Annotated in this window: 11 protein-coding genes; 10 read left to right on the forward strand and 1 reads right to left on the reverse strand. The window is 70.6% G+C overall.

Annotated features, from left to right (window positions below; translation table 11 throughout):
* The first annotated feature begins 3 nt into the window (after nt 1-3).
* From RFN52_RS25290 to RFN52_RS25300, 3 genes are read left to right on the forward strand one after another with little or no spacing between them, the layout of a single operon-like run.
* Complete coding sequence (locus tag RFN52_RS25290) at nt 4-1269, forward strand: N-acylneuraminate cytidylyltransferase (RefSeq protein WP_184849265.1); 1266 nt, start codon at nt 4-6, stop codon at nt 1267-1269.
* A gap of 13 nt (nt 1270-1282) precedes the next feature.
* Nucleotides 1283-2221, forward strand: coding sequence for an N-acetylneuraminate synthase family protein (locus tag RFN52_RS25295; RefSeq protein ID WP_107455781.1), 939 nt, complete (start codon nt 1283-1285; stop codon nt 2219-2221).
* Nucleotides 2222-2268: 47 nt separating this feature from the next.
* Nucleotides 2269-3333 (forward strand): ferritin family protein, encoded by a 1065-nt coding sequence (locus RFN52_RS25300; protein ID WP_184849267.1) that lies wholly within the window; start codon nt 2269-2271, stop codon nt 3331-3333.
* Nucleotides 3334-3671: 338 nt separating this feature from the next.
* On the opposite strand, the gene RFN52_RS25305 is transcribed toward RFN52_RS25300, so the two are convergent.
* The gene (locus RFN52_RS25305) at nt 3672-4379 is read right to left on the reverse strand and encodes a class I SAM-dependent DNA methyltransferase (RefSeq protein ID WP_374050220.1); all 708 of its coding nucleotides are present in this window, start codon (nt 4377-4379) and stop codon (nt 3672-3674) included.
* Nucleotides 4380-4668: 289 nt separating this feature from the next.
* Here RFN52_RS25305 and RFN52_RS25310 point away from each other — a divergent pair, with 289 nt between their 5' ends.
* From RFN52_RS25310 to RFN52_RS25340, 7 genes are all read left to right on the forward strand, one after another.
* On the forward strand, nt 4669-5901 hold the full coding sequence (locus tag RFN52_RS25310; protein ID WP_184854030.1) for a M20 family metallopeptidase: 1233 nt from the start codon (nt 4669-4671) through the stop codon (nt 5899-5901).
* A 518-nt stretch (nt 5902-6419) separates the two neighbouring features.
* Nucleotides 6420-7463 carry a BMP family lipoprotein gene (locus tag RFN52_RS25315; RefSeq protein ID WP_184849271.1) on the forward strand — a complete coding sequence of 348 codons (1044 nt, stop codon included), beginning with the start codon at nt 6420-6422 and terminating at the stop codon, nt 7461-7463.
* 316 nt (nt 7464-7779) lie between these two features.
* Nucleotides 7780-8829, forward strand: a complete 1050-nt coding sequence (locus tag RFN52_RS25320) for a BMP family lipoprotein (protein WP_184849273.1) — start codon at nt 7780-7782, stop codon at nt 8827-8829.
* Between the two features lie 210 nt (nt 8830-9039).
* Nucleotides 9040-10611 carry an ABC transporter ATP-binding protein gene (locus RFN52_RS25325; RefSeq protein WP_184849275.1) on the forward strand — a complete coding sequence of 524 codons (1572 nt, stop codon included), beginning with the start codon at nt 9040-9042 and terminating at the stop codon, nt 10609-10611.
* Nucleotides 10611-11729: an ABC transporter permease gene (locus RFN52_RS25330; RefSeq protein ID WP_184849277.1), complete on the forward strand. Its 1119-nt coding sequence runs from the start codon at nt 10611-10613 to the stop codon at nt 11727-11729. Before RFN52_RS25325 ends, RFN52_RS25330 begins: the two co-directional genes overlap by 1 nt.
* Nucleotides 11726-12991, forward strand: coding sequence for an ABC transporter permease (locus tag RFN52_RS25335; RefSeq protein WP_184849279.1), 1266 nt, complete (start codon nt 11726-11728; stop codon nt 12989-12991). Before RFN52_RS25330 ends, RFN52_RS25335 begins: the two co-directional genes overlap by 4 nt.
* A complete protein-coding gene (locus RFN52_RS25340; protein ID WP_184849281.1) occupies nt 12988-13392 on the forward strand; it encodes a cytidine deaminase in 405 nt (134 codons plus the stop codon). The genes RFN52_RS25335 and RFN52_RS25340 overlap by 4 nt, the downstream gene beginning before the upstream one ends.
* The last annotated feature ends 66 nt before the right edge of the window (nt 13393-13458 follow it).

Below are 13458 nucleotides of genomic sequence, written 5' to 3' on the forward strand. Positions count from 1 at the left end.
CCCATGTCCCGACCGGAAACGGGCCGAGGTGCCTCCGTGCGCCGCGTGCTCGCGGTGATCCCCGCACGCGGCGGCTCCAAGGGCGTGCCCGCGAAGAACCTCCTCCCCGTCGGCGGCGTCCCGCTGGTGGCGCGGACGGTGCGCGAGTGCCGCACGGCCCGGCTGGTGACCGACGTCGTGGTCTCCACCGACGACCAGGCCATCGCGGCCGCCGCCCGGGAGGCCGGCGCCGAGGTCGTGCTGCGGCCCGCCGCCATCGCCGGCGACACGGCCACCTCCGAGGCCGCCGTCCTGCACGCCATGGACGCCCACGAGGCCCTGCACGGGGCGCCGGTGGACGTGGTCCTGCTCGTGCAGTGCACCAGCCCGTTCATCGTCCGCGAGGACATCGACGGGGTGGCGGGCGCGATCACCGAGAACGGTGCCGACACCGCCGTCACCGTCGCGCCCTTCCACGGGTTCGTCTGGCGGGACGCCGACGACGAGGCAGCGGCCGGCTCCGTCGCGGAGACCGACGCCGCGGTCGGCGGCGGCTACGGCGTCAACCACGACAAGTCCTTCCGGCCCCGTCGCCAGGACCGCCCCCAGGACCTGCTGGAGACCGGCGCCGCCTACGCCATGGAGGCCACCGGCTTCCGCAAGCACCAGCACCGCTTCTTCGGCCGCACCGAACTGGTCCGCACGGACCCCGCGCGCGTGCTGGAGATCGACGACCCGCACGACCTCGCCCGCGCCCGGGCCCTCGCCCCGCTCTTCGACGCGGACCGCCCCGGCGCGCTCCCGACCGCCGACGACATCGACGCGGTCGTCCTCGACTTCGACGGCACCCAGACCGACGACCGGGTGCTCGTCGACTCCGACGGACGGGAGTTCGTCTCCGTGCACCGCGGAGACGGACTCGGCATCGCGGCCCTCCGCAGGAGCGGCCTGAAGATGCTGATCCTGTCCACGGAACAGAACCCTGTGGTCGCCGCCCGGGCCCGGAAGCTCAAGCTCCCGGTGCTGCACGGCATCGACCGCAAGGACCTCGCGCTGAAGCAGTGGTGCGAGGAGCAGGGCATCGCGCCGGAGCGCGTGCTCTACGTCGGCAACGACGTCAATGACCTCCCGTGCTTCGCCCTCGTGGGCTGGCCCGTGGCGGTCGCGAGCGCCCACGACGTCGTGCGCGGCGCCGCACGCGCGGTCACCACCGTCCCCGGTGGCGACGGCGCGATCCGAGAGATCGCCAGCTGGATCCTCGGCCCCTCTCTCGATTCCCTCACCAAGTAAGGACATCTCTGCCATGAGCACCAACTCCCGTATCCGCCGGTTCGGTTCGCGCGAGGTCGGCCCCGGCCGCCCGGTCTACGTCTGCGGCGAGATCGGCATCAACCACAACGGCGAGCTGGAGAACGCCTTCAAGCTCATCGACGCCGCCGCCGAGGCCGGCTGCGACGCCGTGAAGTTCCAGAAGCGCACCCCGGAGATCTGCACCCCGCGCGACCAGTGGGACATCGAGCGCGACACCCCCTGGGGCCGGATGACCTACATCGACTACCGCCACCGCGTGGAGTTCGGCGAGGACGAGTACCGCGCCATCGACGACTACTGCAAGTCCAAGAACATCGACTGGTTCGCCTCCCCGTGGGACACCGAGGCCGTCGCCTTCCTGGAGAAGTTCGACGTCCCCGCCCACAAGGTCGCCTCCGCCTCCCTCACGGACGACGAGCTGCTGCAGGCCCTGCGCTCCACCGGCCGCGCCGTGATCCTCTCCACCGGCATGTCGACGCCGAAGCAGATCCGCCACGCGGTCGAGGTCCTCGGCTCCGACAACATCCTGATGTGCCACGCCACGTCGACCTACCCGGCGAAGGCCGAGGAGCTCAACCTGCGGGTCATCAACACCCTCCAGCAGGAGTTCCCCAACGTCCCGATCGGCTACTCCGGCCACGAGACCGGCCTGCAGACCACCCTCGCCGCGGTCGCCCTGGGCGCCACCTTCGTCGAGCGCCACATCACCCTCGACCGCGCCATGTGGGGCTCGGACCAGGCCGCCTCCGTCGAGCCGCAGGGCCTGACCCGCCTCGTCCGCGACATCCGCACCATCGAGGCCTCCCTCGGCGACGGCGTCAAGAAGGTCTACGAGTCCGAGCTGGGCCCGATGAAGAAGCTGCGCCGCGTCACCGGTGTGGTCGCCGAGGCGGAGATCGCCACGGCCGCGGGCGAGCCGGTCGGCGTCTGAACGCACCACCCCCACAACCCCCCTTACGACGGGACGGTCGTACGTCGATGAGACCCCGCGCCGGGAACGCCGGCCCCCACACCCTCGCCTTCGTCGAGAGTCCGGTACAGCTGCTGAACGTGCTGGAGTGGGCGCACGCGCACGCGCCCGGCGTGGGGCTCACCCTCGTGGTGCTGTCACCCCTCGACCCGATGACACGCGGCCAGCTGCGGCGGATGTCCGACCTGGCCCGCGACGAGGGGCACCAGGTCCGCTGGGAGGAAGCGCGCGGCGGCCCCCTGGCGCCCTTCCAGACCATCGGCGGCCTGACCGGTCTGCTCCGCAGGGCACGCCGGGTCGTCCTGGGGGACCCGTTCTCCCGCTACGTCCAGCTGCTGCTGACGATCACCCACGCCCGTGACCTGGTCGTCGTCGACGACGGCACGGCGACCATGGAGTTCGTCGGGCAGCTGGCCCGGGGCGAGCGGCTGGTGCGCTGGCACCGCAAGGGCGGCCGCCCCGGCCCCCGGGACGTGATCTTCGCTCCGGTGTCGGCCTCGGCCCGCCGCCGCCTGACCCCCTCCGGCAGCCGCCGCATCGAGATCTTCTCCTCCATGCCGATGGAGGAGACCCCGGCGGGCGTCACCGTCGGCGCCAACACCTTCGCCTGGACCCGGTCCCGCTTCGGCCCGCCCCGCATCACCAAGGGCGCCGACATGGTGGGCACGTCCCTGGTGGAGACCGGCGTGGTGGACGACGGCAGCTACCTGGAAGCCGTGCGCGCCCTGGCGAAGACCCACGGCGCCACGCGCTACTTCGCCCACCGCCGCGAGAGCACCGACAAGCTCCACCGCCTCGCCGTCGAGACGGGCCTGGAGATCGTCCGCCCCGAGCTGCCCCTGGAACTGATCGCCCGCCGCGGCCCCATCGGCCGCACGATCCTCAGCTTCCCCTCCACGGTCGTCCACACCCTGCCCCTCGCCCTGTCCGGCACGGAGGTCCGCGTGGCGGTCTGCGACATCGACCCGGCCTGGCTGACCGAGAACGCCTCCCCGCGCGCCCAGGGCTTCCTGTCCGGAGTCACGGGCACGGCCCGGGACGTCCACCGCCTGTCAGCGGTGCAGGCGGTCTGAGGGCCCGGGGCGCCGGGCCGGGGCACCGTGCGGTGGCTTGCCACCCTCTGACCTGGGAAGACGCCGGGGGAGAGAGCGGGCTGTGGCAGCGTCGGGACACGAGGACCACGACGCTCCGAGCCGGCCGAGACCCTGAACAGCCCGACGCGCCTTCCTCTCGGGCCGCGCCGACGAGGCGCACCGGATCGCGGTCCGGGCGCCGGCCGAGGCCCGGGCGCAGGGCCACACTCCGGCGCCCTCCTCCTGCCGGGCAGAGCATGCGAACGTCCTTCCACCACTCCGCGACCGACGAGGCTCGTTTCCACCGGCGCGCCGGTGGTGAGGGCTTCGGTATCTACCTAGCCGCGACCGCTCGGCCGAAAAACGCCGGACGGGCCGGGCGCCGGCCTGCGGGCCAGGAGGAACGCGCGCGGCATCTTCTCCTCCCCCTGGGGCTCACGCAGCACCCGGGCGTACATCTCCAGGCCCGCCTCTTCGAGGTGCGCGGCGACCGTGTCAGGAGTGCGCCAGTAGTAGTCGAGTGAGATCTCCTGCCCGTAGCGCTCGGTCAGGCGCTGTTGTCCGTCCTCGTCCCCGGACTGGAAGCCGAGCAGCACGGGGGCGCCCGGCAGCAGGACCCGGCGGAACCCGGCGAAGACGGACGGCAGCTGATCGTCCGGCACATGGATGATCGAGTAGAGCGCGACGATGCCGCCCAGCGTCTCCTCAGGCAGGTCCAGCGCCGTCATCGAACCGACGTGGAAGCGCAGCTCCGGGTGCGCCCGCCGGGCCAGGCCCACCATGCGGGGAGACGCGTCGACCCCGAACACCGGCAGCCCGGCCTCGTGCAGCCGCGCGGTCACATACCCCGGGCCGCTGCCGACGTCCGCGACCGGTGGCCCGGCCGTCCCGGCCGCCCGGACCAGCTCCACGAAGGTCGTCAGCAGGGCCAGCTCCAGGGGTCTCCCGGCCAGACTGTCGGGGTGCTCGGCGGTGTAGGCCTCGGCGATGGCGTCGTAGGAGGCCTGCGTGGACTGTAAGAAATCGGGGGCGCGCACGGGGCGCAGACTAGCGGGACGCTCGTCCGGCAGATGAACGAGCCCGTGTTCGCCGCGCAGAGCGTGGTATCCGTGGAGAGGATGGATGGATACCGGAGTCGCGACGTCGGTATGGCCGAAGTCACACTCCGGGAGATGGGTGGCCCGGTCCGACCCAAAAAGCAGGCCAGTCTACCCATCTCACTTGATAGCTATGCGTCCGGCGGTCATATTTTCTTCCCCTTTCGGGTTGAAGTTTTGTTGATCCAGGGTCGGTCGACCGCCTCGGCGCCCTACCCTTCAGAGGGTGAAGCCACTGATGTCACTGGAGTCCGAGGTCGATCTTCCCGGCGGAGCCGTACTTCCCGGTGCACTGCCCGACGCGCTGCGGGCCGAGCTCATCGCGTTCCGACGCGACATGCACATGCACCCGGAGCTCGGCAACCAGGAGTTCCGCACGACCGCCGCGATCAAGGAGCGGCTGGAGCGGGCCGGCCTCAAGCCGCGCGTCCTCGCCGTGGGGACCGGACTCGTCTGTGACATCGGCGTGGAGGGCGAGCAGTGGGACGGCGGTCCCAGCATGCTCGCCCTGCGGGCCGACATCGACGGCCTGCCCATCCCGGACACCAAGACGGAGTGCCCGTACCGCTCGACGGTGCCCGACCGCGCGCACGCCTGCGGCCACGACGTGCACACCACCGTCGTCCTGGGTGCCGGCCTGGTCCTCGCCGAGCTGCACCGGCAGGGCGCGCTGCCCCGCCCCGTCCGGCTGATCTTCCAGCCCGCCGAGGAGGTGCTGCCCGGCGGCGCCGCCGACGCCATCAAGAGCGGGGCGCTGGAAGGGGTCGGCGCGATCATCGCCGTGCACTGCGACCCCCGCGTGGACGCCGGAAGGATCGGGCTCCGTGAGGGTCCCATCACCTCCGCCTGCGACCGGCTGGAGATCGGCCTCGACGGCCCGGGCGGCCACACCGCCCGCCCCCACCTCACGACCGACCTGGTCACCGCCGCGGCCCGCGTCGTCACCGACGTGCCCGCGCTGGTCGGCCGGCGCTTCGACAGCCGCAGCGGGCTCGCCATCACCTGGGGCCGCGTCGAGTCGGGCCACGCACCGAACGTGATCCCGCAGCACGCCGAGCTCTCCGGCACGGTGCGCTGCCTCGACCTGGAGGCGTGGCGGCAGGCCCCCGACGTCGTCGTCGCGGCCATCGACGAGGTCGCCAACCTCCACCGCGCCAAGTCGGAGATCAACTACGTGCGCGGCGTCCCGCCGGTCGTCAACGAGCCCGGCGTCACCGAACTGCTGCGCGAAGCCATGATCGCCCGCCGCGGCGTCGAGTCCGTCGAGGGCACCGAGCAGAGCCTCGGCGGCGAGGACTTCTCCTGGTACCTGGAGCACGTCCCCGGCGCCATGGCCCGCCTGGGCGTCCGCACCCCCGGCGAACGCCACGTGCGCGACCTCCACCAGGGCGACTTCGACGTCGACGAGTCGGCCATCACGGTAGGCGTAGAACTCTTCACCGCCGCAGCCCTGGTCAACGGCCTCCGCTAGGCGCCCTCCCAGCGGAAACCCGACCTCCTTGGGCCGCGGGGCATCCCGACTCCATAGGGGCGCGGGGAACTGCGCGACCAGCCACGACGCCCCCGCACACGACCAACGGCCCCCAAGCCCCCAAGCCCCACCCGACCGGCGTCACCCCGGACCCCGGACCCCGGGGTTACCCGACTCCATAGGGGCGCGGGGAACTGCGCGACCAGCCACGACGCTCCCGCACACAACCAACGGCCCCCCACACCCCCGGGCCACCCCGACAGCACCCCCACACCCCCCCCGCTTGCGAGCGGCGCAGCCTAGCGGCACCCTGGTGCCCGTGGCGAGGTAGACACGCGCCGTGTCCCCGAGTACACCTTTTCGACCCTGTTCGATCCCGTGGTTCACAAGGGCGTAACCGGCCATCGGCACGAATGGATAACGGCCCCGCGGCGAACCGTTCCCAGGAGTGTCTACGCGCGTTAATGTGCGCCGAACCGAGCACCCACTGCGGGGCTTTGGAGAATGGGGAACTTCAGATGCGTCGGATTTCCAAACTGACCCGCGTCGCGGTGGGGGTCGCGTCGCTCGGGCTCGTCGCCACGGCCTGCGGCGGCACCAGCAGCGACAGCGGTGACAGCGACAGCAGCGAGCGCGGCGTCGCGATCGCGTACGACGTCGGCGGCAAGGGCGACCAGTCCTTCAACGACGCCGCCTACGCCGGCCTGACGAAGGCCAAGGACGAGTTCGGCTACAAGACGGCCGACATCGAGCCCACCGAGGGCGAGACGGACGCCGACAAGGAGCAGCGCCTGGCGTCGCTGGCCAAGCAGGGCTACAACCCGGTCATCGGTGTCGGCTACGCGTACACCGCGGCGATGAAGGCCGTCGCCTCCAAGTACCCGGACACCACCTTCGGCATCGTGGACTCCGTGGTCGAGGGCAAGAACGTCGCCTCCCTCGTCTTCGCCGAGGAGCAGGCCTCGTACCTCGCCGGTGTGGCCGCCGCCAAGGCCACGAAGACCGACGTCGTCGGCTTCGTGGGCGGCGTGGACGTCCCGCTGATCCACAAGTTCGAGGCCGGCTACACGCAGGGTGTCAAGGACACCAAGCCCGGGGTGGAGGTCCTGTCGCAGTACCTCACCCAGACGGCCGAAGAGGGCGGTTTCGCCAGCCCGGACAAGGGCAAGGCCGCCGCCGAGGGCCAGATCGAGAAGAAGGCCGACGTGCTCTACGCGGCCGCCGGTCTGTCCGGACAGGGCGTGATCGAGGCCGCCGCCAAGGCGAAGGTCTGGGCGATCGGCGTCGACTCCGACCAGTACAAGCAGGCCGCTCTGGCCCCGTACAAGAACTACATCCTCACGTCCGCGCTCAAGGACGTCGGCGGAGCGGTCTACGCGCTGTCCAAGTCGGTCCAGGACGACAAGCCGCTGACCGGCGTGAAGACCTTCGACCTGAAGGTCAACGGCGTCGGGCTCTCCGAGTCGAACCCCGAGTTCGCCAAGGTCGCGGGCCTCAAGGAGGCCGTGGAAAAGGCGAAGCAGGGCATCGACGACGGCTCCATCAAGGTGAAGACCGAGTAGTACCGCCCCCACAGGGCAGCAGAGCGGGCGGACACCCCAGGGTGTCCGCCCGCTCCGTGCTTCCGGCCCTCCTGCGCGACAACGCAGGGAAGCGGAGCACCCGGATCGCGGAAGCGCATCACCCAGCGCCACCCCCCGTTTGCGGTCGGCAACGCCCCGGCCAAGGCCGGGTGATGGCTTGGCCACGGGCGCATAACAAGGTGGACAGAAGGGGTTTTCAGGCAGGTCTACGCGCGTTAATCTGCGGCGAAGCCAGCGCTGAAGCTGAACCGTCCCGGCGCTGTGCGACCTCGTTGTACGACAGGAGCACCCACACATGCGCCGGATTTCCCGGATCACGGTCGCAGGCGCAGCGACCGCCTCCCTGGCCCTCGCGCTCTCCGCCTGCGGCGGCACCTCGACCTCCGCCGGGTCGTCGGACTCGAAGGGCGACAAGGGTCTCGCCATCGCCTACGACGTCGGCGGCAAGGGCGACCAGTCCTTCAACGACGCCGCGTACGCGGGCCTGGAGCAGGCGAAGAAGGAGTTCGGGTACCAGACGGCCGACGTGGAGCCCACCGAGGGCGAGACGGACGCCGACAAGGAGCAGCGCCTGGTCTCCCTCGCCAAGCAGGGCCACAACCCGGTCATCGGCGTCGGCTACGCCTACGCCTCGGCCGTGAAGGGTGCCGCCGAGAAGTTCCCGGACACCACCTTCGGCATCGTCGACGACGCCACGATCAACGCCAAGAACGTGGCCGACCTGGTCTTCAGTGAGGAGGAGGCCTCCTACCTGGCCGGTGTCGCCGCCGCCAAGACCAGCAAGTCCAAGGTCGTCGGCTTCGTCGGCGGTGTGGACATCCCGCTGATCCACAAGTTCCAGGCGGGCTTCGCGCAGGGCGTGAAGGACACCGACCCGAAGGTCAAGGTGCTCTCCCAGTACCTCACCCAGACGGCCGAGGAGGGCGGTTTCGCCAGCCCCGACAAGGGCAAGACGGCTGCCGAGGGCCAGATCGAGAAGAAGGCCGACGTCGTCTACGCGGCCGCCGGCCTGTCCGGTCAGGGTGTCATCGAGGCCGCCGCCGCCAACAAGGTGTGGGCCATCGGTGTCGACTCCGACCAGTACCAGCAGGAAGCCCTCGCCAAGTACAAGGACTCCATCCTGACCTCGGCGATGAAGGACGTCGCCAAGGCGGTGTACAACCTGGCGAAGTCGGTCGAGGACGGCAAGCCCGAGACCGGTATCGTTCGTGGCGATCTGAAGACCGGCGAGGTGAGCCTGTCGAACTCCAACCCGAAGTTCGCGGACGACGCCGAGCTTCAGGAAGCCATCAAGACGGCCAAGGAGAAGATCATCAGCGGCGAGATCAAGGTCAAGAGCAGCTGACGAGCGACTGCCTCGAAGCAGGCGGTAACCCCCGGGGTTACGTCCGCTCGACGGGGTACGGGGAGCTGCTCCTCGTACCCCGTTGCCGCGGGGCGTCGGCCCCTTTGTATGCCGTAGGGGCGCTACGCGCGTAGACGGCCCCCGTCCCCAGGAGAGTGCGCCATCAACGCGTCCAGCAGCCCTCCGGCCGGAGCGGCGGTCAACGAATCGGTGACCGCCGTCGAACTCGCCGGGATCACCAAGCGTTTCCCCGGTGTCGTGGCCAACCACGACATCCACCTCACCGTCCGCAAGGGCACCGTGCACGCCCTCGTCGGCGAGAACGGCGCCGGCAAGTCGACGCTGATGAAGATCCTCTACGGCATGCAGAAGCCGGACGAGGGCACCATCGCCGTGAGCGGCGAGCAGGTCAGCTTCTCCTCGCCGGCCGACGCCATCGTCCGCGGCATCGGCATGGTCCACCAGCACTTCATGCTCGCCGACAACCTCACGGTCCTGGAGAACGTGGTCCTCGGCAGCGAGAACCTCTACGGCATCGGCGCCAAGGCCCGCCGCAAGATCAAGGAGCTCTCCGAGCGCTACGGCCTCGGCGTCGAGCCCGACCTCCTCGTCGAGGAACTCGGCGTCGCCGCCCGCCAGCGCGTGGAGATCCTCAAGGTCCTCTACCGCGGCGCCACCACCCTCATCCTCGACGAGCCGACCGCCGTGCTCGTGCCGCAGGAGGTCGAAGCCCTCTTCGTCAACCTGCGCGAACTGCGCTCCGAGGGCCTGTCGGTCATCTTCATCTCCCACAAGCTCGGCGAGGTGCTCTCCGTCGCCGACGAGATCACCGTCATCCGCCGCGGCACCACCGTCGGCACGGCCGTCCCCGCCGAGACGTCGCCCCGTCAGCTCGCCGAGATGATGGTCGGCAGCGAGCTGCCCACGCCCGAGACGGCCGAGTCCACGGTCACCGACCGCCCGGTCATCAGCGTCGACAAGCTGCGCCTGGCGGCCCCCGGCGGCAAGGCCCTCCTCGACGACATCAGCTTCACCATCCACGCGGGCGAGGTCCTCGGCATCGCCGGCGTCGAGGGCAACGGCCAGACCGAACTCGTCGACGCCCTCATCGGCCTGAGGGCCGCCGACACCGGCACCATCCGGCTCGCCGACGAGGAGATCACCGCCTGGCCCACCCGTCGCCGCCGCGAGCAGGGCATCGGCTACATCCCCGAGGACCGGCACCGCCACGGCCTCCTCCTGGAGGCACCCCTCTGGGAGAACCGCATCCTCGGCCACGTCACGGAGAAGCCGCTGGCCAAGGGCGTCTGGCTGGACCCGAAGGCGGCCCAGGAGGACACCCGGCGGATCGTCACGGAGTACGACGTCCGCACCCCCGGCATCGACGTCACCGCCGCCTCCCTGTCCGGCGGCAACCAGCAGAAGCTGATCGTCGGCCGCGAGATGAGCCACAAGCCGCGCTTCCTCATCGCCGCCCACCCCACCCGGGGCGTGGACGTCGGTGCCCAGGCCGCCATCTGGGATCACATCCGCGAGGCGCGCCGCGAGGGCCTGGCCGTGCTGCTGATCTCCGCCGACCTGGACGAGCTGATCGGCCTGTCCGACACGCTGCGCGTGATCTACAACGGCAAGCTGGTCGCGGACGCCGACCCGGCCACCATCACCCCCGAGGAGCTCGGCTCGGCCATGACCGGTGCCGCCACCGGGCACCTGGAGCACGACGACACCCCCGAGATCTCGAAGGCCGACGCCCCCGAGTCTCCGGAAGACGAGGCCCGCTGATGAAGAAGTTCGACAAGGAGCGCGTGCTCCTCGCGGTGGCCGGACCGGTCATCGCGCTGGCCGTGGCCTTCGTCCTGAGCGCGATCGTGCTGCTCGCGTCGGGCAAGAGCCCCTTCGAACCGTTCGCCCTGATGTTCGAGCAGCTCAGCTTCTCCGACATCCAGGTCCTGATCATCAACCAGGCCTCGATGTACTACATCGCGGCCCTCGCGGTGGCCATCGGCTTCCGGATGAACCTGTTCAACATCGGCGTCGACGGCCAGTACCAGCTCGGCGCCATGATGGCCGCCATCGTCGGCGCCCATGTGAACACGCCCGCCGCGATCCAGGTCCCGCTGCTGCTCCTGACGGCCGTCCTCACCGGCGCCTTCTGGGCCGGCATCGCCGGTGTCCTCAAGGTCACCCGCGGCGTCAGCGAGGTCGTCGCCACGATCATGCTCAATGCGATCGCGACCTCCGTGATCGCCTACCTGTGGCTGCCGGACGTCTTCGGCGTGAAGGTCGGCAACAACAACACCACCGGCGAGATGTACGAGTCCGGCTGGATCCCCGGCATCCCGATGGGCGCGGCCGGCGAGATCTACGGCCTGGTGCTGCTCGCCGTGCTGCTCGGCATCGGCTACTGGGTCGTCCTCAACCGCACCCGCTTCGGCTTCGACCTGCGCGCCTCCGGTGCCTCGCAGACCGCCGCCGCGGCCAGTGGCGTGGACCCCAAGCGCATGGTGCTCAGCGCCATGCTGATCTCCGGCGGCATCGCGGGCCTCGCCGGCCTGCCGATCCTGCTCGGTGACACCCACACCTACAGCCTGAACTTCCCCACCGGCATCGGCTTCCTCGGCATCGGCATCGCCCTGCTGGGCCGCAACAGCCCCGTCGGCATCGCCTTCGCCGCCCTGCTGTGGGCCTGGCTCGACAAGGCCTCGCCCGAGCTCGACTTCCACGGCTACGACAAGGAGATCGCGGTCATCATGCAGGGCCTGATCGTCCTCTCGGTCGTCGTCTCCTACGAGGCCGTCCGCGAATGGGGCCTGCGCCGCCAGCAGCGCCGCGTCGGTGCCGAACTCGCCGCCGGTCACGTGCTCGGCGCCCAGAACACGAAGGAGGTGGCTGGCCGATGACCACCGCGACCGACGTCAACCAGCCCTCGCTGCAGCCCGCGGCGCCGACCGGCCGTCGCCTGTCGTGGCCCGTCCTGCTGCTCATCATCGCCGGAGGCCTGGCGCTCACCTCGATCGTCCGCATCATCACGGGCGCCGACGGCATCACCAACGTCAGCCAGATGTCCACCGCGCTCCAGCTCGCCGTCCCGATCGGCCTCGCCGGTCTCGGCGGCCTGTGGGCCGAGCGCGCGGGCGTGGTCAACATCGGCCTCGAAGGCATGATGATCCTCGGCACCTGGTTCGGGGCCTGGGCCGGCTTCCAGTGGGGCCCGTGGACCGGGGTCCTGGTCGGCATCCTCGGCGGCGCGATCGGCGGTCTGCTGCACGCCTTCGTGACCGTCACCTTCAACGTCAACCACATCGTCTCCGGTGTGGCGATCAACATCCTCGCCCTCGGCGCCACCCGCTACCTCGCGCCCCTCGCCTTCGAGGGCCACACCGGCGGCTCCGCCAAGCAGTCCCCGGCGGTGGAATCCCTCGGGAACTTCACGGTGCCCGGTCTGTCCGACGCCCTGAGGGACCTCAACGCCCATGGCTGGTTCCTGATCTCGGACATCGCCGGCCTGCTCGGCGGCCTGGTCACCAACGTGTCCTGGCTGACGCTGATCGCCGTCGCGCTGATCCCCGCCACCTGGTGGATCCTGTGGCGCACCGCGTTCGGCCTGCGCCTGCGCTCCTGCGGCGAGAACCCGGTGGCCGCCGAGTCCCTCGGCGTCAACGTCTACAAGTACAAGTACATCGCCGTCGTCATCTCCGGCGGTCTGGCCGGCCTCGGCGGTGTCTTCCTGTCCATCGTGGCCAACCCCTTCTACCTGGAGGGTCAGGTCAGCGGACGCGGCTTCATCGGCCTCGCGGCGATGATCTTCGGCAACTGGATGCCGGGCGGCCTCGCCCTCGGCGCGGGCCTGTTCGGCTACACCGACAGCCTCAACCTGCGCGGCGGCTCCGCCAACGTCCACGCCCTGCTGCTGCTCGGCGCGCTGTTGCTGATCATCGGCGCCATCTGGCTGGTCGTCCGCAAGAAGTACGTCCCGGCCGTGTGCACGCTGGTCGCCGGCGCCCTGGTGTTCGCCTGGTACGCGACCACCGACGAGGTCCCGAACCAGGTCGTCTCCGCCACGCCGTACGTCATCACCCTGGTCGTCCTCGCCCTGTCCGCCCAGCGGCTTCGGATGCCGAGGGCGAACGGCATGCCGTACCGGAAGGGGCAGGGCAAGTGACCGACGCCGGTTCCGCCGTCGACTGGGAGAAGCTGCGCGCGGTGGCCCGGGACGCCATGTCCCGGGCGTACGCCCCCTACTCCGGCTACCCGGTCGGCGTGGCCGCCCTGGTCGACGACGGGCGGATCGTCTCCGGCTGCAACGTCGAGAACGCCTCGTACGGCCTCGGACTGTGCGCCGAGTGCGGTCTGGTGTCGGAGCTGCACAACACCGGCGGCGGCCGACTGACGCACTTCACCTGCGTCGACCGCAACGGCGACACACTCGTCCCGTGCGGCCGCTGCCGCCAGCTGCTCCACGAGTTCGGCGGCCCGGAGATGCTGCTGGAGACCCCCGCCGGGATCCTGCCGCTCTCGGAGATGCTGCCCCAGGCCTTCGGCCCGGAACACCTCAGCAAGTAACCCCCGTGCGGCCCCTCTGAGTTGCTCACGCGACCGGCTCAGAGGGGCCGTGCGGCTTCTGGAACC

Origin of the sequence: Streptomyces collinus, assembly GCF_031348265.1 — a bacterium.
In the GTDB taxonomy this organism is placed as follows: Bacteria; Actinomycetota; Actinomycetes; order Streptomycetales; family Streptomycetaceae; genus Streptomyces; species Streptomyces collinus.